This is a genomic window from Streptomyces sp. NPDC058246, assembly GCF_042881985.1.
Lineage (GTDB): Bacteria > Actinomycetota > Actinomycetes > Streptomycetales > Streptomycetaceae > Streptomyces.
Window position 1 is genome coordinate 88,828 of the sequence record NZ_JBHVWZ010000017.1, and the last position, 17,890, is coordinate 106,717.

Annotated in this window: 22 protein-coding genes; 12 read left to right on the top strand and 10 right to left on the bottom strand. The window is 68.3% G+C overall.

All coding sequences use genetic code 11. From position 1 onward, the window contains the following. Positions 1 to 176: 176 nt before the first annotated feature. The 4 genes from ACFVXA_RS24330 to ACFVXA_RS24345 all read left to right on the top strand — a co-directional run bounded on the left by ACFVXA_RS24330 (position 177) and on the right by ACFVXA_RS24345 (position 3,424). A complete protein-coding gene (locus tag ACFVXA_RS24330) occupies positions 177 to 1,061 on the top strand; it encodes a LysR family transcriptional regulator (protein ID WP_390026576.1) in 885 nt (294 codons plus the stop codon). A gap of 273 nt (positions 1,062 to 1,334) precedes the next feature. Then, complete coding sequence (locus ACFVXA_RS24335; protein WP_390026578.1) at positions 1,335 to 2,072, top strand: SDR family NAD(P)-dependent oxidoreductase; 738 nt, start codon at positions 1,335 to 1,337, stop codon at positions 2,070 to 2,072. A 112-nt stretch (positions 2,073 to 2,184) separates the two neighbouring features. Continuing rightward, positions 2,185 to 2,949, top strand: a complete 765-nt coding sequence (locus tag ACFVXA_RS24340; protein ID WP_390026581.1) for an SDR family NAD(P)-dependent oxidoreductase — start codon at positions 2,185 to 2,187, stop codon at positions 2,947 to 2,949. Between the two features lie 151 nt (positions 2,950 to 3,100). Beyond that, positions 3,101 to 3,424 carry a hypothetical protein gene (locus tag ACFVXA_RS24345; protein ID WP_390026585.1) on the top strand — a complete coding sequence of 108 codons (324 nt, stop codon included), beginning with the start codon at positions 3,101 to 3,103 and terminating at the stop codon, positions 3,422 to 3,424. 95 nt (positions 3,425 to 3,519) lie between these two features. Here the strand turns inward: ACFVXA_RS24345 and ACFVXA_RS24350 are convergent, their stop codons facing one another. From ACFVXA_RS24350 to ACFVXA_RS24370, 5 genes are all read right to left on the bottom strand, one after another. Further along, a complete protein-coding gene (locus tag ACFVXA_RS24350; protein WP_390026587.1) occupies positions 3,520 to 4,188 on the bottom strand; it encodes a hypothetical protein in 669 nt (222 codons plus the stop codon). A gap of 164 nt (positions 4,189 to 4,352) precedes the next feature. Then, positions 4,353 to 5,135: a phosphotransferase gene (locus tag ACFVXA_RS24355; RefSeq protein ID WP_390026590.1), complete on the bottom strand. Its 783-nt coding sequence runs from the start codon at positions 5,133 to 5,135 to the stop codon at positions 4,353 to 4,355. A 136-nt stretch (positions 5,136 to 5,271) separates the two neighbouring features. Next, on the bottom strand, positions 5,272 to 6,255 hold the full coding sequence (locus tag ACFVXA_RS24360) for an SDR family oxidoreductase (protein WP_390026593.1): 984 nt from the start codon (positions 6,253 to 6,255) through the stop codon (positions 5,272 to 5,274). 214 nt (positions 6,256 to 6,469) lie between these two features. After that, on the bottom strand, positions 6,470 to 7,387 hold the full coding sequence (locus ACFVXA_RS24365) for an alpha/beta fold hydrolase (protein WP_390026595.1): 918 nt from the start codon (positions 7,385 to 7,387) through the stop codon (positions 6,470 to 6,472). Between the two features lie 237 nt (positions 7,388 to 7,624). Beyond that, a complete protein-coding gene (locus ACFVXA_RS24370) occupies positions 7,625 to 8,545 on the bottom strand; it encodes an SDR family oxidoreductase (RefSeq protein ID WP_390026598.1) in 921 nt (306 codons plus the stop codon). A 329-nt stretch (positions 8,546 to 8,874) separates the two neighbouring features. Here ACFVXA_RS24370 and ACFVXA_RS24375 point away from each other — a divergent pair, with 329 nt between their 5' ends. From ACFVXA_RS24375 to ACFVXA_RS24385, 3 genes are all read left to right on the top strand, one after another. Further along, complete coding sequence (locus ACFVXA_RS24375; RefSeq protein ID WP_390026600.1) at positions 8,875 to 9,072, top strand: hypothetical protein; 198 nt, start codon at positions 8,875 to 8,877, stop codon at positions 9,070 to 9,072. 191 nt (positions 9,073 to 9,263) lie between these two features. Further along, complete coding sequence (locus tag ACFVXA_RS24380; RefSeq protein WP_390026602.1) at positions 9,264 to 9,620, top strand: hypothetical protein; 357 nt, start codon at positions 9,264 to 9,266, stop codon at positions 9,618 to 9,620. 148 nt (positions 9,621 to 9,768) lie between these two features. Next, a complete protein-coding gene (locus ACFVXA_RS24385) occupies positions 9,769 to 9,918 on the top strand; it encodes a hypothetical protein (RefSeq protein ID WP_383742075.1) in 150 nt (49 codons plus the stop codon). Here ACFVXA_RS24385 and ACFVXA_RS24390 read toward each other — a convergent pair. From ACFVXA_RS24390 to ACFVXA_RS24400, 3 genes are all read right to left on the bottom strand, one after another. Continuing rightward, positions 9,902 to 10,450, bottom strand: coding sequence for a putative immunity protein (locus tag ACFVXA_RS24390; protein ID WP_384018203.1), 549 nt, complete (start codon positions 10,448 to 10,450; stop codon positions 9,902 to 9,904). The two genes, ACFVXA_RS24385 and ACFVXA_RS24390, sit on opposite strands and share 17 nt — an antisense overlap. A 452-nt stretch (positions 10,451 to 10,902) precedes the next feature. Next, positions 10,903 to 11,481 (bottom strand): hypothetical protein, encoded by a 579-nt coding sequence (locus tag ACFVXA_RS24395; RefSeq protein WP_390026604.1) that lies wholly within the window; start codon positions 11,479 to 11,481, stop codon positions 10,903 to 10,905. A 57-nt stretch (positions 11,482 to 11,538) separates the two neighbouring features. Further along, on the bottom strand, positions 11,539 to 11,694 hold the full coding sequence (locus ACFVXA_RS24400; RefSeq protein ID WP_383901707.1) for a hypothetical protein: 156 nt from the start codon (positions 11,692 to 11,694) through the stop codon (positions 11,539 to 11,541). Positions 11,695 to 11,837: 143 nt separating this feature from the next. Here ACFVXA_RS24400 and ACFVXA_RS24405 point away from each other — a divergent pair, with 143 nt between their 5' ends. The 5 genes from ACFVXA_RS24405 to ACFVXA_RS24425 all read left to right on the top strand — a co-directional run bounded on the left by ACFVXA_RS24405 (position 11,838) and on the right by ACFVXA_RS24425 (position 16,276). After that, positions 11,838 to 12,503 (top strand): helix-turn-helix transcriptional regulator, encoded by a 666-nt coding sequence (locus ACFVXA_RS24405; RefSeq protein ID WP_383742065.1) that lies wholly within the window; start codon positions 11,838 to 11,840, stop codon positions 12,501 to 12,503. Between the two features lie 296 nt (positions 12,504 to 12,799). Beyond that, complete coding sequence (locus ACFVXA_RS24410; protein ID WP_390026606.1) at positions 12,800 to 13,975, top strand: cytochrome P450; 1,176 nt, start codon at positions 12,800 to 12,802, stop codon at positions 13,973 to 13,975. 168 nt (positions 13,976 to 14,143) lie between these two features. Then, the gene (locus ACFVXA_RS24415; protein ID WP_362031420.1) at positions 14,144 to 14,593 is read left to right on the top strand and encodes a spore-associated protein; all 450 of its coding nucleotides are present in this window, start codon (positions 14,144 to 14,146) and stop codon (positions 14,591 to 14,593) included. Positions 14,594 to 14,876: 283 nt separating this feature from the next. After that, entirely contained in the window at positions 14,877 to 15,251 is a 375-nt protein-coding gene (locus tag ACFVXA_RS24420; RefSeq protein ID WP_389754212.1) for a PadR family transcriptional regulator, read from the top strand. After that, positions 15,248 to 16,276, top strand: a complete 1,029-nt coding sequence (locus ACFVXA_RS24425; RefSeq protein WP_390026609.1) for a hypothetical protein — start codon at positions 15,248 to 15,250, stop codon at positions 16,274 to 16,276. The genes ACFVXA_RS24420 and ACFVXA_RS24425 overlap by 4 nt, the downstream gene beginning before the upstream one ends. A gap of 203 nt (positions 16,277 to 16,479) precedes the next feature. On the opposite strand, the gene ACFVXA_RS24430 is transcribed toward ACFVXA_RS24425, so the two are convergent. Next, entirely contained in the window at positions 16,480 to 17,136 is a 657-nt protein-coding gene (locus tag ACFVXA_RS24430) for a TOPRIM nucleotidyl transferase/hydrolase domain-containing protein (RefSeq protein WP_390026611.1), read from the bottom strand. A 132-nt stretch (positions 17,137 to 17,268) separates the two neighbouring features. Continuing rightward, the gene (locus tag ACFVXA_RS24435; RefSeq protein WP_362032333.1) at positions 17,269 to 17,838 is read right to left on the bottom strand and encodes a DinB family protein; all 570 of its coding nucleotides are present in this window, start codon (positions 17,836 to 17,838) and stop codon (positions 17,269 to 17,271) included. Between the last annotated feature and the right edge of the window lie 52 nt (positions 17,839 to 17,890).

Sequence of the window (17,890 nt, forward strand, 5' to 3'; positions counted from 1 at the left end):
ACTCCTACGGTGGCGCGGCGCCGTCGTGCGCCGCTCTGCCACACAACCACCTGGGTCGGATGGCTCACAGCGTTCGCCCAGTCGCTCCGGGACCACCCCCATCAGGGAAGTTTATGGCGTCCGGTCGTTCCGCGCCCCGCCGATGTGCTGCGATGGGGGTCATGGAGCTTCGGGACATGCGTGCCTTCGTTGCGGTGGTCGAGGAGGGCGCCCTGTCCGCGGCAGCCCGCCGGCTCCATATGAGCCAGCCCCGCCTCTCCCAGATGGTGCTCGCGCTGGAACGGGAGTTCGGCGTCGCCCTGTTGGTGCGCAGCTCGACCGGGGTCCAGCCGACCGAGGCCGGAACCACCCTGCTCGCCGAGTCCCGCGCCGTGCTCACCCGGTACGACCAGGCCGTCGCCGCCGTCGCCCGGCACAGCGCACCGGGCGGCTCCGTCCTGCGCCTCGGCATCCCTCTCGAACTACCGCCCGGGTTCCTGACCCGCCCGCTCGCCGCTCTCGCAGATGCATATCCCGAAACCCGGGTGGAACCCCGGCACATGTCCACCGCGGACCAAGTGGCGGCCCTGCGCACCGGGGAAGTCGACATCGGCCTGCTGCGCGAGCGCCCTACGGGGACTGACCTGGACGCGATCAGGGTCTTGGAGGAGAAGCTGGGCGTACTGCTCGCGGCCGACCGAGCAGCCGAACTGTCCGGCCCGGAAGGTGTACGGCTCGACTCCCTCGCCGGGCTCCACTGGGTCGGCTTTCCCCGCACCGGATCCCCCGTCTGGTACGACGAGGTCACCGCCGTACTGCGCGGACACGGCATCGACACCGAAGCCCCGGCCGTCAGAGGGCAGGTGCTGCTTGCCGAGGTCAAGCTGGCGGCGGTGAGCGACGGGACAGCCTTCTCCCTGGCGCCGCCGCACTGGTTCCACCCCTTGCCGGAGAACGTCGTCTGGCAGCCCCTGGCCGGCAGCCCTCTGGTGCGTCGGACATGGGCGGTATGGCAGGCCAGGTCGCACCGACAGGACCTCGGCCATTTCGTGGTGGCGCTGGGGAACGCCGGCGACGAATGACCGGCGCCGCGTCCGGTGACGCGGCCGCTTAGGTCATCGCGCCTCCAGGGCCCCAGTCGATCCTGCCGGGCAGACACAGCGGCACGGCCGGCCGGCAGGCGCGTATCGGGTTGGTTCGAGGGTGGCGACCCGCAGCGCCATCGCGGGCCATAAGCATTCCTGATGGCCGGACCGGCGAGGACGAATGGCCAGAGGGCATGACGTCGCCCGCTCCATTGGTTGTGCGACATCGCGGTGGTCAAAACGCCGCGACATCACCACCGAAAGGCAATCATGGAGCTTCGCGACCGGAAGGCGCTCGTGACCGGGGGCGCAACCGGCATTGGCTTCGCGACGGCACGGTTGCTCGCCCGGGAGGGAGCCGAGGTCGTGATCGCCGGCCGGAGCGAGGAAGCTGGTGCCAAGGCTGCGGCCGCGCTCGAGGAGAACGGCGGCCGGGCACGTTTCCTTCAGGTCGACCTGCGTGACCCGGAGTCGGTGCACAGGCTCGTCGAGCAGGTGAGTGGCGTGGACATCTTGGTGAACAATGCCGGCGCTTTCCCGTTCGCCTCCACAGTGGAGCAGGGCTTGGACGCGTTCCAGCAGCTCTTCGAGACGAACGTACAGGGACCGTTCTTCCTCACCGCAGCGCTCGCGGAGAAGATGGCGGCCCGGGGCGGCGGCAGCATCGTCAACGTCACGACGATCGCCGCACAGCGCGGCATTCCCGGCACTGCCGCCTACGGGTCGGCCAAGGCCGCGGTCGATTCCCTGACCCGCACCTGGGCAGTCGAATTCGGCGGTCTTGGGGTCCGGGTGAATGCCGTCGCACCCGGCCACACCCGCACCGAGAACGTTGCCAGCATGATCGGCGAGGAGACGTTCGAGAACATCGGCGCCGAAGTGCCGCTCGGCCGGCTCGCCGACCCCGAGGAGATCGCCGAGGCGATCCTTTTCCTGGCCTCGCCACGGGCCAGTTACGTCACCGGAACCGTCCTCACCGTGGACGGCGGAGCGGTGGCCCTGACCTGACCGCCCTTGCACATGTTCGCCGCGCGAACGTCCCCGACATCGCCCACACAACTACACATCGCCTGTCGTCCCGCGACGGCAGGCAACGAACCGACACCCCAGAGGAACAATCATGGGACTGCTGAACGACAAAGTAGTGCTGGTCACCGGCGGCACTTCGGGCATCGGCCGCGCCGCCGCCGTCCTGTTCGCCGAGGAAGGCGCCAAGGTCGCCATCACCGGGCGTCGCGCCGAGGTCGGCGAACAGGTGGTCGACGAGATCTCCAAGGCGGGAGGCCAGGCGCTCTTCGTCAGGGCCGACGCAACCGACATCTCCGGCGCCGCTGACGTGGTGCGTCGGACCGTCGAGCACTTCGGCCGACTGGATGCCGCCTTCAACAACGCCGGCACCGCCAGGGTCGGTCCGCTGACCGAGCTGGACGAGAAGACCTGGGACGTCTTGGTGGACGGCAACCTCAAGAGCACGTTCTTCTACCTCCAGGCGGAAGCGGCGCAGATGAAGCGCCAAAAGGAGGGCGGCTCGATCGTGCTGAACGGTTCCGTCTTCGCCGAGCTGGGCATCGAGGGCATCTCGATCTACAGCGCCAGCAAGGGTGGCGTCACCGCGCTCGCCCGCGCCGCCGCCGTCGAACTCGGCCCCGACGGCATCCGCGTCAACAGCGTCAACCCGACGGTGATCCGCACCCCTCTCACCGAGAGCGGAATCACCAGGAACGAGGACGGCACCGAGTACCACCCGCATGGCGAGAAGATCCCGCTGGGCCGGATCGGTGAGCCCGAGGAAGTGGCCAAGGCGACCCTCTTCCTGCTGTCGGACCTCTCCTCGTACGTCACCGGTCAGACACTGATGGTCGACGGCGGGCAGAGCGTCAACTGACCCAGCTACGGCGGGGTCGACTCAGCGTGGGGACCGGACTCCAAGGGGCCGGTCCCCACGGCTTGTCGCTGTTCTTTCCAACTCTGCTGTGCGGGCGGTGCGTTGGTAGCGGCCGCCGACCGATCTTGAGTGGTGTTCGTCGAGGACTTCCGTGATCTGTGGACGAAACACGACCGGCAGCTCGGGCAGCCGCCCCCCGCGGGTGTCGAGCGCGGAGCCCGGCCGCACCGAGCCGCTCCGGCAGCTCGACCCGGTCCTGAACCGGTCAGGGCTGCCGGACGTCCGGCTCGGCCCGCTCCCGACCCAGCGCCCCGGCAAGCCACTGACCAGCCTCAAACCCACAGGAAGGCTCCGCAACATCGGGCTCCCCTCCGAAGCCGCGCGATGCGCCGCCCTCCTCGATCTCTGTGTCCAGATGCCCCCGGCCGTCCTCCAACGGCTCCTCGGGGTCACCTCCTTCGCAGCCGAACCCTGAGCGGCAGAGCCGCCAGAACGGCCTACGCAGCAGAGATCGCTCGGCGAACCTGACTCACGACACAGCATCGGGGACTTGGTCGTTCCGAAGCAATCTCAGCTATCACCTGCCTCGACACCTCCTCGCAGCCCCCACTCGTCAAGCCCCGTGTAGATCAACGCGATGCGGCCTTTGGGGAAGCCGAGCGACTCGGCCTCCCCGCAATAGAGCGCCACCAGTGAGTCAGGGCCTCTCCACCAGGTGTCTGCAAGGCCCATCACCTCGCGCACTGGCTCGTAGCCGTCCAGCTCGATGCCATCGACGTCATCGCCGACGACCTTGGTGACCTGCTTCGCCCACATGGATGCGTGGTAGGCCAGCGCGAGCGATTCCACCCAGCCCCCGATGGTCGCGTGGAGTGGCGCCCATCTATCTGCATGGATTCCGAACTCACCAGACGGACTGATCATGAACGAGTAGGGGACGGCAGTCCGTTGCATCCCGGCTTCGAACCACCACCCTGCGGAGTCTGATTCGGGTAGGTCCGGATCGAGGTACTTGGGGCCTCCGTCGTACTGCGATGCCGGTGGCAGGAGCAAACCGCCCCATCTCTCCTGGTAGGACGCCATTCGGTCGATCACTGCTGCGGGGATGCCTCGCTCAAGCCACCACTGCCTGTACCCCTCAACGGGCCGGACGCCGACCTTGACGCCGTGCGCGCGGACGAAGGATCGGGCTCGTCGAGTCAGGCCATCGGGCACGTCGTTGAAGAGGTTGAGCTTCACCAGAGCGACGCTACCCAGTGGCCCAGGGACAGCGGGCTCGGGCCCCCTCTGTGCGTTCCGCGACACCGCGACCAGGTCGAGCTGAAGCGGCTGCCCTGTTCCGCACGCCTGAATATCCGAACCTACCGACACTCGCCAACGCGGCCGCGTCCGGCCAGGTCGCGTCAGGCGTGGCCGAGGAGTTCCTCGCGCCGGGCCAGCGCCCACGCGCGCTCCTCCTCGATGTCCGGGATGAAGTTCTGCCGCAGGAATGCCGCCCAGGGGTCCGTGCCGAGCGGACCCAGGCGCGCTATCCGCTCGGTCTCGTCGCATTGCAACCGCGCCAGCGCGTCCAGCACGTCGGCCGGGTCCGCGCCGTAGGTGTCGCACAGCAGCCACAGCCGTCGCGCCAACGGAGCGCCGGCCGCGCCGTAGCCGACCCTGCGCTGACGATCGGGAAGCCGCAAAGGCACGCTGTACCAGGCCAGTTGTGCGAGGTCGTCCAACGCCTCGCCGGGGATGGCCAGGTCCCAGTCGATGACGCCTACCAGGCGGTCGTCCGCCCAGACCGAGTTCCAGCTCGTGAGGTCGCCGTGGCGCATGATCAGCCCGGGACGCCAGCGGACGTCCGGGTCGCACCAGACGGCCTGCGACGAGGGCCGGAAGTCGCGTACGGCTTCGTGGTAGTCGCGCAGCCACCGCCCAAGCGCGGTGACGCCCTCGTCCGCGAGGAGCGCCCGTGGCCACGGGTACAGCCCGACTTCGCCGCGCAGCAGGGACACCACCTCGTGGCCGTCCACGGGACCGTCACCCAGGGCGCGCGGCGCACCGGCGAATCCCACCTGCTCCAGGTGGCGCAGTAGTTCCCGCACCGCGGGGGTCCACACGCGCCAGGGCCTGAGGATGGTCTCGCCCTCACGACGCACCGTCGACAGGCCCCCGCGCATCGATTCACCGTCCTGGATCATGGGGGAATCCTAGTGAGCGGCGGAATCCCGGGCCGGGGCGCAGTACCAATTCCGGCAGGCTCCAGGCGCGGTCACGCGGCCTGGGTGTCTGCATTTATCGGAACTGCCGGCATGACGGGGCCGCCGAGGAGTGGGGTCATGACGTCCACGGCGCGCAGCGTCGGACGTTGTGCGCGAGGGCTTCGAGTACCTCGGAGCGGGTTACCTGAGTGGGGAGCATTCGGGTCAGGTGGGTGGGCATGTCCGGCTGGCTGGGTGGCAGGAAGCCGATTTGGGCCACGCGGGCCATGCCGCGTGCGCGAGGTTGCGGGGTGGAGGGATCGGCCAGGAGGGGTCCGGTGGCCGGGCGGCCCACCTCGTTGAGGAAGTCCATGCACGCTTGCTCCAGGTCGGCTGCGGTCAGGCGGGCGGGGCCGGCGGTGACCCAGTGGAGGCCGGAAGCCGTTGCGTTGCCGCAGATCTGGGCTTCGGCCAGTGCCGTGACGTAGTCGACGAGGGTCTCCATCGGGAGGATGTCGGTCCAGTGGTCGGGCCGGACGGGCAGCGAACCGGGTCGCGCTTGCAGCATGGCGGTGAACAGGGCGTGCGGGAACTGGTGTCGCGGGGCGGCGAGCGCGTTTCGGGCGGCGAACAGGAGCGCGGTGCGCACGATCGCGACAGGCTGGCTGCATTGGGCTGCCAGTTCCTCGCCTCGGCGCTTGGACTGGCCGTACGCGCGCATGGAGCGGGCGGCGAGATCGTCCCCGGGGACGTCGAAGGCGGCTGAGGCGGAGGAGAGCAGGACCACGGGCACGCGGGCGTCCTCAGCGAGTTCCAGGATCCTGCGGGTGCCCTCTGCGTTGACGTTGTCGAACGCGGTGCGGTCGCGGGGGGCGAAGTCGGTGAGACCGCCGCAGTGCACGATGACGTCGATGCCGGCGGCCAGTTCGCGGCGCCGGCTGCTACTCAGGCCCAGGCCGTCGGCGGTCAGGTCGGCCTGCACGCACGTGGTGGCGCCTTCGGGCCGGCGGCGGTGGACGAGAGCGGTGACGTCGTGGCGGACGGCGAGTGCCGGGAGAAGGTTCGCCCCGATCACGCCGGTCGAGCCGGTGAGGAGGACGGTGGGACGGGCTGCGGTCATGGTGGCCTCGGAACTGGGGAACGGGCACGGGGCAGCCCTTTGCGTGGGTTGCTCCGCAACTGGGATGTCGGGGGCCGTGGCGGTGCCCACGGTCAGTTCGCACGCCGTCGGCGGGAAAGTTCCTGTACGGTCCGGCGCTGGGTGCGCAGCGGTGGGAGAGCCGGGATGGTGGGGCCGGTTTACCTGGGGCGGGAACGGGTTTCGGTGAATGGGGTCATCGTCGGCCGTCCGCCGCGCACATCGGGGCGTCGAGCGACGGCGCGGTCGCATATTCGACCGGGTGGCAGTAGGCGAGGCCGTCGAGGGACTGCCCGGTCGCGAAGCGGGTGAGCAGGTCGCCGGCCGGGTCCGGGAGTTCCAGATGCATCGCGTGGTCGACGCCGCGCACCAGCACGACGCGGGCGTCGACGCAGGCTGAAGCAACTTCGCGGCACAGGTCGGGCGGAGTGAAGAGGTCGTGCTCGCCGGTGGCCACCAGGACGGGCGCGGTGATCGGCGGCTGCGGCGACGGGGCCTGTTCCAGCAACCGCAGAGTGTTGTTCCGGTACTTGTCCCGGTCCGCCGCACCGATGTCACGGAACATGGATCGCAGGATGCGGCGCACCGCCGACTGGCGGGTCACTCGCTCGCCCGGCGGGGAGCGCAGGATGATGTCGGCGCTCAATTCGGCGAACGCCTCCATGTGCTCGTCTGCCAACAGATCCACGGTGCGCCGCAGATCCTCCCGGACCGCGTCGGGGACCCACAAGAGCGGTCCCGCCAGCACCAGGCTGCGCACCGCCTGGGGACAGGTCTGGGCATAGCGGTGGGCGATGCCCGAACCGTACGAAGCGCCGAGCACATGCACCTGCCGGTGCCCGGCCGCCTCCAGCAGGTTGTGCAGGGCTCCTGCGAGGAAGTCCAGCCCATAGGCGGCGGGCAGCGTGTCCGCGTCGCCCCACCCGGGCAGGTCCACCGTGAACATGTGAAACGTTTGGGCCAGCGCCGCCTCGAAACGGCCCCATGCCGACTTGCGCTGGAGGGCCCCGCCGATGAGCACGACCGTTTCCGCCGCGGGGTCGCCGTGCCACAGCGTGCGGCCCTCGGACTTGTATCCGCCGTAACTGGACACCACGAACTCTTCGAAGGCCAAGACGCTCTCCTGATTCTTGTGACCCTTGAGGGCCCCGGCCCCGCGCCGGCCGTGACGGTCACGGCGGCGTACACGCCATCAGGTGCAACGATCTTGGCGACGTGGCGTCACGCGGAGGGCGTTGAGCAGCGCGGCCTGAACGTGGGTTCGCGTCCAGTGCGTTCGTCGGTTCGAGCCCCTTCGCCGTGGACGGCCCGCTGCGGGGTCGTCAGGTTCTGTGTTGCGCCTGCGGAGCATTCAGCTGCCGCTCGTCTGCCGGATCCGGGCGGGTGCCGGTGCGGTGTCAGCCGGGGTGTGGAGGGCGAACAGGCGGCTCTTGACATGATCGCTGAGCCACAGAGGCGCGGCACATTGCAGCGCGGTGCCCAGATGCGCGTCGAGGCCGACGGTGTACCTGCGGCGCGGCCGCTGGACACGCAGAGCCCTGGCGATGGTGCGGGCCACCGGCTGCGGTCCGCCGGCCGCCCGTTGGATGCGGGAGAAGAGGCTCGCGGCCCGGTCGTGGACGCCGGCGTCGGCGTCGGCGGTAGTCAGGGCAGCCAGGTCCTCCTGGGCCCGGTCCCAGAACGGGGTCGCGACCGTGCCGGGCTCGACGAGGACCACCTGCACGCCGTAGCGGCGGATCTCCATGCGCAGGCTGTGCGTCGCCGCGCTCAGCGCGTGCTTGCTCGCGGAGTACCAGCCGTTCATCGGTGCCGAAATCCGAGCGGCGGCGGAGGAGACGGTCACGATCCGCCCCCTGCCCCGCTCACGCATCGCAGGCAACACCAGGCTGCACACACGCAGGGTGCCCACGACGTTGACCTCCATCACCTCACGGATCCGGTCCTCCGACACATCAGTGACCGCACCCGCCAGCGGGATCCCGGCGTTGGCCACCAACGCATCGGGGCCGCCATCGGTGAGCTCGGCCGCTCTTCCGACAGCCTCCCGACAGGACACCGGGTCCCTGAGATCCATGACCACCGCGTCCAACACCAGTCCCTGGTCGCGGGCGGTACGGACCAGCGCGTCGGCCTTGTCCTGCGAGCGGGCCGTCCCGATCACCCGCCGGCCCCGACGGGCAAGGAGCAGAGCAGTGGCCAGCCCGATCCCACTGGTCGCGCCCGTCACCAACACGCTGGCCGGCCAACCGGCACTGCTCGTCTGCTCATTCACGTATCGCTCCGTTGGTATGCCCGTAGACGTCCCGCCGCGAGCCGGCCCCCGGCAGTTTCCGGTCCCGGCCTCGGCCGAGATGCTCCTTCGGCGACAACGACCTCACACCCGCTCAGGGCACGCACCGTCTGCCCAGGACCGCTCAACGGGCTCCCGACGTCTTCAGGCGCCCCACGACGGCGCACGATCTGCCCTCCACTCCCAGAGAAGGGAGTCCGGTTCCGGAAGGTATCGCTTAGGAATCTTCACAGGCACAGACATTCCGCTCACACTTACTGCATGCTGGCAACCTTGCTACCGGGGGTGCGGGAAATCCGCACCCTCTCGCTGTGGGATACACATGGCTGCTTGCGTTGTGGCTTGCTGTCGGCCACCGCATACCCGACCCGGACCGGGCTTCCGGGGTGGTGGCCGACGTCTACCGGCTGGCGCACGCTGCGGGGTTCGTAGCCGTGGGCATCGCGGTAAGCGTCGGCGCTTACATCTTTGGGGTGATCGCCACCCCGATCGGCCTGAGCATTACCTAGGCGACCGGGAAACTCATCCGGCGCACACCAGTTGGCTCCATCACCCCTGGCCACCGCCGGGAGAAGAAGACAGCGGAAGCACTTGGCTACGTGGTTGAGACCAGACTTGCGGACAGGCTCTCTGAGGACGACGCCTTCCGGGCGGAGTGGTTGAGCGGTTGACAGCCGGCCCTCCTCCTGACGCCGTGTCAGTGACGAGTGCGGAGTGGGACGACGAACTGCTCGGGAACCTCTGGACCCGCCGTTGGGCCGTCTACCGCACGGTGCACGTCGAAAACGTGGTTGAGCAGCTGCAAGCAGACCGATACCGCATCATGTGGCGACTTCGCGGTGTGTCCGATCCCATCGCGTTGGAGCATGACCGGCTCCAGGCCGAAGGGGACTTCTGCATCGCGATGTTCGGTCCCCTGTCCGCGGTATGCATCGTGACTGCGATCCGCTGGGGTCCCTGGTTCCTGCTCGCCCTCCCCCTACTGGTCATCTTGATCTACGTGGGTGCCGCAGCACGTACCGAGGCAGAGCAAAGCCTTGAGCCTCCGCCAACTTGAAATCGCAGGTCAAAGGGCTGGTGTGACCGGGTCTCGTGGTCCTCGCGCTGGTCGTCGGCGGCAGTCTGCGGAGTAGATCGTCTGACGGAGCTGGACGGTTCGCTGGTTTCTGCTCGTCGGGGGCGGGCGGCCATCTACGATCCGGTGCATGGATCCCGGGCTGCTGGAACGGATCACCGCGCGGCGTGCGGAACTGGACGAACTCGAAGAACAGCTGATCAAGCAGCTGGCGGAGGTGCGGGTGGAGCGGGACGAGCTCGCCGTCGCCGAACGGGTCCAAGTCACTCAGCGAGGGTGAGTGAACGAAGGTCAGTGTCCAGCATGCGGATCAACTCACCAACCCGTCCGCCGCCACTCGGCGCCGTCGGGAAGCGTTTGAGCACGTCAACGACGACCGGTGTCGCACGGTGCAGCGTCTGCTCAAGGTGTTCGGCGCCAACACTCCGATCGTCGTCGGCGACGAGTTCGGCCGCTCTGGCCGCGTAAGCGCCAGCTCCGAGGATGTGCTTGACCTGGGTGGCCTTGGCCAGCGGATGCAGGTAGGCGGCGCCTGCCGCAGACATCGCTGCCCGAGCCGCCTCGCGCGCAGCCGCAGTGTCCGCGCTCTTGGCTGCCTTGAGTGCCGCCCACGCTCTGTCGCGCAGAGCCTTCCCTCGCTCACCACCTCGAGCGAACTCCCACGCGGCGCCGATAGCATCTCGAGGCCGCAAGTCGTCCGGCTGGTCGCCCTCGAATACCTCGAGCACCACTTCCGCGCACGCTGCAGCGAACGCGGTGACCTCACGAAGATCTTGCTTACTCAGAGCGATCTCGCTCACTTCCCCTGCCATGACTCCATCCTCGACCATTGCACTGGACAGCCAGGCGGCTGGGGCGGCTCTGGGCCAGCCCCATGCCGACTGGCTCCCGAGCAGACCGGATCGTGGAAGGCCACCCGGCCACAGCAGGCTGGAATCGGTGAGCCGACCGCTCTGCCAGATGACCTACTCCGCAGGCTGTCGCCCTTGACCAGCGTGAGCACCCCGGAGGACTGTCACACCAGCCCTTTGACCTGCGATCTCAAGTTGGCGGAGGCTCCTTGCAGCAGCACTTGCATCCGGCAGCGTGGTCGATCCCGCTCTCGCTCGGCTGGACGCCCAGGCCATGCCACTGAGGCCGGCACAGACACCTCCCGAACCAGGTGAGTAGTGGTCGCCGCCGTTGCCATGGCTGCATCAGACAGCTTCTCAGGTCATCGACGCACTGCGCATGCATTCCTGGGTGCCGGCGCAATCCAGCACGATCACAGGCTATGGCGTCGCCACTCAGGGCCGATGACCCCCCATTCGCGCTCCACTTGCGATGCGTTGCGCTTGCTCAGGCGGACACGAACGAGTGCGTAGGCCCCAACGGCCAGGGCCGCCGTTCCTGTTGCTGCCGCGGTGCCGAGGGCCAAGGCGCGAGACTGAGTCTGCACCTCCTGCACGGGATCCTCACGGAGCATGCCCGCGTCATCGAGCCAGATCGTCGTCCGACTGCCGGCGGCGGAGTTGGGCCTCACCCATGTGAAGCCACGGTGCGAGCTTCCGTCGGCGGCGTGCCACTGAACCGCAGCCTTCACCTGCTCGTAGTTGCTGTTGTTCACTTCGGAGGGCGTTGACGGTGCCGGCGCCTTCTGCGTGAGGACGGCTGAAACACGGTGCCAGTCCGCGGGAGGTCGGGGACCGGACGCCGTCACGGTCATTCCCGTCGCTACGCCGACCACGGGCGCGCCAACAACCAGCACCAGGCCTGAGATCAGAACGGCCCAGGCCTCGACCCGGTCCGTGCTGCGCCGGAGGGGGTTGCGGCGCCAACGCCACATTTTCACGCCCGTCCTCATGACCAGACCCCTCTCCCTGCTGGGACGGCTCCTGTCCCGGATTCGACGGGGTGCGCGTCAGACATGGGTCACGCTGCGTCCGATACGTACCGGCCGCCACTCTGCGCCCGGTTCGAGGAATTCCCAGGTGCGCGCGACGGGACGGGCGACCACGAACTCCCGGCGCAGCAGCCTGGGTTCGCGGTTGCAGCAGATGTCGGACGACGGAGTCACAGCGTCCCCCTCTGGTAACTATCGCAAGGAGAACCATTATTACATGTAGGATTCGTAAAATATACGCAGGCAGCACAAGGAAGGGACGGCGTGACCTACGTGATCGCCGCCCCGCCGCCGCACGCCTCGAAAGGATGACGGCCATGCCCCGCGATCAGGAATCGCCGCGCCGCCTCGCGGTGCTCGACGTGCTGAGGGACGCCGACGGCCCGCTGGGCGTCAACGAGGTCGCCGAGCGGGTAGGAATCCATCCCAACACCGTCCGCTTCCACCTGGATGCACTGATCACAAAAGGTGCTGTAGACCAGACGCTCGAGGAATCGTCCGGGCCCGGACGCCCTCGTACCGTCTACGCACCCCATCGCGGGATGGATCGTGGCGGGAAGCGCGGTTATCAGCTGCTGGCGCAGATCCTGCTGAGCCAACTCGCGTCAAAGGGACCCGACGCCGAAGCTGCGGTCGTCGAGACCGGTCGCGCCTGGGGGCAGCACTTGATCGAACCGGCCGCCCCGTTCCATCAGGTGAGCGCGCGCGAAGCGGTTGACCGGCTCACCGAACTCCTCGCCGATCGGGGCTTCGACCCGGCGCCCGACGGCGACCCTGGCGAAGCACCCGACTCCATCCGTTTGCGGCACTGCCCTTTCCTGGAACTCGCCGAGGAATACGGCAATATCGTGTGCCCCCTACACCTGGGAATGATGCAAGGCGCGCTGGCGAAGCTGGACGCTCCCGTCACCGCCACCCGGCTCGAGCCGTTCGTCCAGCCCGACGTCTGCGTCGCGCACCTGGCGCCTGTTCGTGCCGCTTAGGCAAATGCCGCAACCACCTGTCACGCCCCGGAGCCCGCAATCCCCATTCGGCTGCTCCTCAGTCGTGTAGGCGGGTGCCGATCTCGAGGAATGCCTGGATGAGGGGCACTTGCGGAACTACTGGGGAAAGGACCCGTGAAGCGTCTTCGCAGGCGAGCACTGGAGAGGTCCCGTCCGCACACGGCCGGCCGCCCGTCTGGGCGCACAGCCCCAGGAAGCCGGCGTCGGCGGGATCGTCCGCCGGAGGGACGTAGCGTGTGTCCCCAGGCGGCGCATCCAACGGCACAAGGACGAGTATGAGCAATCCGCTCCAGGGACCGGAGTTCCATCTCAACCCCTATCCGGCGTACGCCCAACTTCGAAGCTCCGCCCCCGTACAGAAGGTCCCCACCGGCAACGGCCGGTACAGCTATCTGATCACCGGATACGCCGAGGCCCGCGCGGCCTTTACCGATTCACGCTTGTCGAAGAACACCGCACGCTTCTTCGCCGACAAACCCTCCGAGCGCAACCTGCACCCGGCCGTCTCCCAGACCATGCTGGCCACCGACCCGCCCCACCACGCACGGCTCCGCCGCTTGGTCACGCAGGCCTTCACCCGAGGCACCGTCGACCGGCTTCGCCCCTACATCCAACAGGTCACCACCGGGCTGGTGGACACCTTCCTGCCTGACGGCCGAGCAGATCTCGTCGAGGACCTCGCCGTTCCCCTGCCAGTCACCGTGATCTGCCACATGCTCGGCGTACCCGAAGCCGACCGGCCTGCGGTGCGTCAATGGTCGAACGACTTGTTCGCGGCCGGGCAGCCGGCGCGGATCGACGCCGCCTCGCACGACCTCGCCGAGTTCATGACCGACCTCGTCGAGACCAAGCGTCGGTCCCCGGACGGCAGCCTGCTCACGGATCTGATCGCCGCCCGCGACGGCCGGGACGCACTCGACGAGTCCGAACTTGTCTCGCTCGCCGTCCTCCTGCTCGTCGCCGGCCACGAGACCACCACCAACTTCATCGGCAACGCCGCCCTCGCCCTGCTCCAACACCCAGAGTCCCTCGCCCAGTTGCGTGAAGATCCCGAGCTGTTGGGCACCGCCCTCGACGAGTTGCTGCGCTTCGACTCCCCGGTCGGCATCGCGACCTTCCGCTACACCACGGAACCGCTCACCCTCGGCGGAACCGACATCCCGTCCGGCGTCCCCGTACTCATCGCCCCCGGTGCCGCCAACCGCGACCCGGCGCACTTCCCCGACCCCGACCAGCTCGACCTCGACCGCACAGCCAAGGACCACCTCGCCTTCGGGCACGGCATCCACCGATGCCTCGGCGCACCCCTCGCCCGAGCGGAAGCCGAGATCGCTCTGGACACCCTTCTCACCCGCTGCGGCCGGCTCCGGCTCGCCGTTCCGGCCGAGGACCCCCAGTGGCGACGTACACGCCTGATGCGAGGACTCGAATCGCTGCCCGTGGTGTTCTAGCCCGTCCTGCCCGGCGGACGCCCCTGCCCGTACACCCCTGGGGCTGGACTGAACTCCTCCCGTACGCCCCCTCGGGCTGAACTCTTGCAGCCGAGGCACAACCATTCGGATGTCTCGTAGGTCACATCAGGCAGGGACAATCAAGTCCAAGAGTCGCAAGGGGGAAATATGCGATTTACTCATGCCATCCTGGGTGCCACCGCGGTGGCAGCCCTGTCGGTGGGGACCACAACGGCCTTGGCGGCGCCCGCCTCCGCCGCACCCAACACCACACCGCAGAAGGTCTGTGGAAGCAGCTACAAGACCGTGAACTCGGCGCCCGTCGGCTCGCGGGGCACCATCTACCTGACGTACAACTCCTCCAACGGCAAGAACTGCGTCACGACCATCCGCAACAGCCCGGGCACCGCCGTGGACATGTCCGCATGGATCTATGTCTCCGACACCGACCAGGGGGACGAGGACTACGGGCAGTACACCTCGTACGCGGGACCGACGTACGTCTACGGCAAGGGGCACTGCGTCGACTGGGGCGGCAACATCGGCAACGTGTACGTGCAGGTGTCTGGCTCCAACTGCGGCACTCTGAAGGAGCACCGGGTCACCTTCACCCGTTGACCGGCCCTCAGCCCGGTCACCACGCTCGGCGTGCCGCCGCCCCGCAGTCCGACCGTCCCGAAGCGTCAGCTGACGGTCATCAGGACGGCTCCCATGCCGTAGGTCGCCTGGGCCCATGGTGATACCGCTCGCCCTGGCGGAACTCGCGCAGTTTCCGCCAGGGCGAGCGCATGCGAGAGCCGCGCCGCCCGCAGCTTCGGAGGTAGTCGTAGCCGACACGCCCGTACCGGCGGCGTGCATATATCGGCAAACGAGATATCCTGTCTTCATGGCACCACGGAACATGACGCAAGCCGCGTTCTTCGTCCTGACCGCGCTGGCCGACCAGCCGCGACACGGTTACGGCATCCTCCAGGAGGTCGAGCAGCTGTCCAACGGCTCCCTGCAGCTACGCGTCGGCACGCTGTACGGCGTACTGGACCGGCTCTCCACGGACGGGCTGATCATCCTGGATCGAGAGGAGGTGCAGCAGGGCAGACTCCGGCGTTACTACCGGCTCACAGCTGAGGGCGTCCGCGCCCTCAACACCGAAGCGGAGCTGATGGCCGCCGGCGCCAACGCCGCGATGGAACGCATCGCCGCGGGCCGGCACCACCCGGCGGCCGACACCACTCCTCCCCCCTTCCCCGGGCACGGACTGGCCGGAGGCACCGCATGACCACCCTCCTGGAATCCCGCTACCGCACCGTCATGCGCCTGCTCCCGCGCTACTACCGCCAGGCACGTGAGGAGGAGATGCTCGAGGTCTACCTGTGGGACACCGACGAAGAACAGCAGGACCAGTCACGTCCCACCGTCGGGGAAGTGGCGAGCATCGCCGCCCTTGCCGTACGCAGCCGTCTCGCCACAGACAAGGCGCCACCTCGGTATGCGCTCCTGGGATCCTCAGCCCGCTTCTTCGCTCTCTGCGCGCTGCTGCTGCAGGCGGCATCCGCACTCACCGATCGAGTGCTCGGCGCGACCTGGCTGGGGACGACCAGTTCTCCGCATCAGGCGATGTCCCTGATGGGCTGGTCCGGCCACGGCGCACTTATCGCCGTCCGGACCATCACCGAGTGGACCCTGCCCTTCCTTTGGACCGCCGGCTACTTCGCCCTCGTCGGCGGCCACCGTCGCCTGGCCCGCGCGTCCGTGGTCCTCGCTGCGCTCCCGACCGTGAGCTCGCTCATCATCCGACTCTCCGACGGGAGCGTCCCGCCCGAACCGGCCTACACCATCACCACCATGCTCTTCGCCTGGCTGACGGTTGTCGCGGTCTACGCGGGCTTCCACCGTGACGCCCCTCCGGCCCGCTTCCCGGTGAGCTCCCCGGGACTCATGTACATGGCCTGCTGCACTCTCATCGGTGCCTCCATGACACTGGTGCCGGCCGCAGCCGATGCCGCCTGGGGCCCCGCGACAGGCTTCCTGGTCCTCGGTGTCGGATGGCTCATCACGCACAACCGAGAGGTCCAGACGAGCGACACCATGGGCAGGGCCATCGCCCTCGCCGCGCTCGGTCTGGTCATCCTGGCCAACCGCCTCAGCGGCTTGCTCTTCTGGCAGGGCCTCAGCATCTCTACGCCCGTACTGGGAAGCACACTGGCCCAGGCAACCGCGGTCACCTTGACAGTCCTCACACTGACCGCCACGGGCATCCGAGGAATGAAGCACACCACGTCACGTCAACACCCCGCCTCCTGACCGGATCCCGCACGGCACGCGTGCGGGCGACGAACCCCGGACCTGCCTCGACGCACGGAGCTCCAGAAGACCCCCTCGCGGCTGGAGGATCTCGTACCGCCGGTTCGAGCCGGACATGAACAGCCTCTCGATCTGGGCCGCAAGGCTCTCTGGCGGGGGCGCACGCCCTCACGGCGACGGAGTAGGCGTCGGTGTCGGCCGTGTCAGACGTGTGTGAGGAGGCGCTCCAACGGCTGGGGAACGCGCTCGAGGTGCAGGTGCGCGACCAACGCCTGCGCGTAGAGCGCCTTGCGACCGCTGCGCGTGCCCATGAAGCGCCGCAGCTGGTGTTCCACGGGCCGTTCCCGCTGGGCCGGCTGGCTCTGGAAGGTGTTGAAGGGGCGCAGCTCGCCCTGGGCCTCGATCACCTGCTGTACGCCCTCGGCCCCGACAGCGCGGATCAGCTCGTCCTCCAGGTCGGCGACGCACACATGGAACCCGTATGTCTCCAGTGAGGCGTGTGTAAGACCGGACCCGAGCCCGACCCGCTCAAGATGATGCCGGAAATGCCGCTCCTCGCCGATGTCGCAGAGACCGGCCAGCGGGAGGCCGAGCCCCGCAGGACCGCACACGTCCAGGAAACGCCCGATGCTCGTCGCACCTCCGAGCGGTACTACGGCGACGCCCTCTGCACCGAGGTCGCGGCCGTAGCGCGTGGCCAGCGCTTCGAGGGCGACCTGATCACTGGTCCCCTCGACGAGCACGATCGTCCGCACACCGCCGTCGGCCAGCTCCCTCGCCACCACGGCGGCCGCGCCCGCTCCCTCTCCGCCGGCCGCCCACGCGATCAGCGCCAGGCGGAATCGCCTCAAGTCGTCCACGAGACCTCACTTCCCGACGCCATCCTGGCACGGCCGAAATCCCGTACGCACGCATGTTTTTCGGGGATCGATGACTCAATGAATCGGAGAAGGTGCGAACGCGTGGACTCTGCCTCCGACGGGTCGAGTGCGCTATTGCCCCACCCGGCCGTCGACGCATTCGCGCAGCAGATCGGCATGGCCGCAGTGGCGGGCGTACTCCTCGATACGGTGAACCCACAGCTCCCTGACGGAGTTGCCGTCTCTGCCCACCCGCGTGCCCAGATCCGCATACTCGGCCAACGCCGCATCCGTTGCCGCCTGTTCACGAGCCAGATCGGCGAATGCGCCTTCGACCAGCGCCTGCTCCGCGACGGCTCCGTCGAAGTCGGCATCACGCGCTCCGTACAACTTCGGTGCCGGATCTCCTGGCACGATCCAATTGCGCCAGTCCCGCTCGGCCTCGGCAAGATGGCGGACCAGGCCCAGCAAGGACATCGTCGACGGCGGCACCGACCGGCGCGCCATCTGCTCCGGATCCAACCCCTCGCACTTCATCTGCAGGGTCAGTCGATAGTCACGCAGGAATTCCTGCAGCGTCGCCAACTCACCGTCCGGGCTGACTCCGTCACTGTTGCGGGGATCCTCGTCGGGGTCCGCCCACATATCGGGGTAGACGCTGGCCTGACTCCACCGCTCGGGTATGTCGGTCACCGTGTGCATGATTCAGAGCAGCGGTCCGACAGGCAAGTGATTATTCAAGCGTGACAGGGTG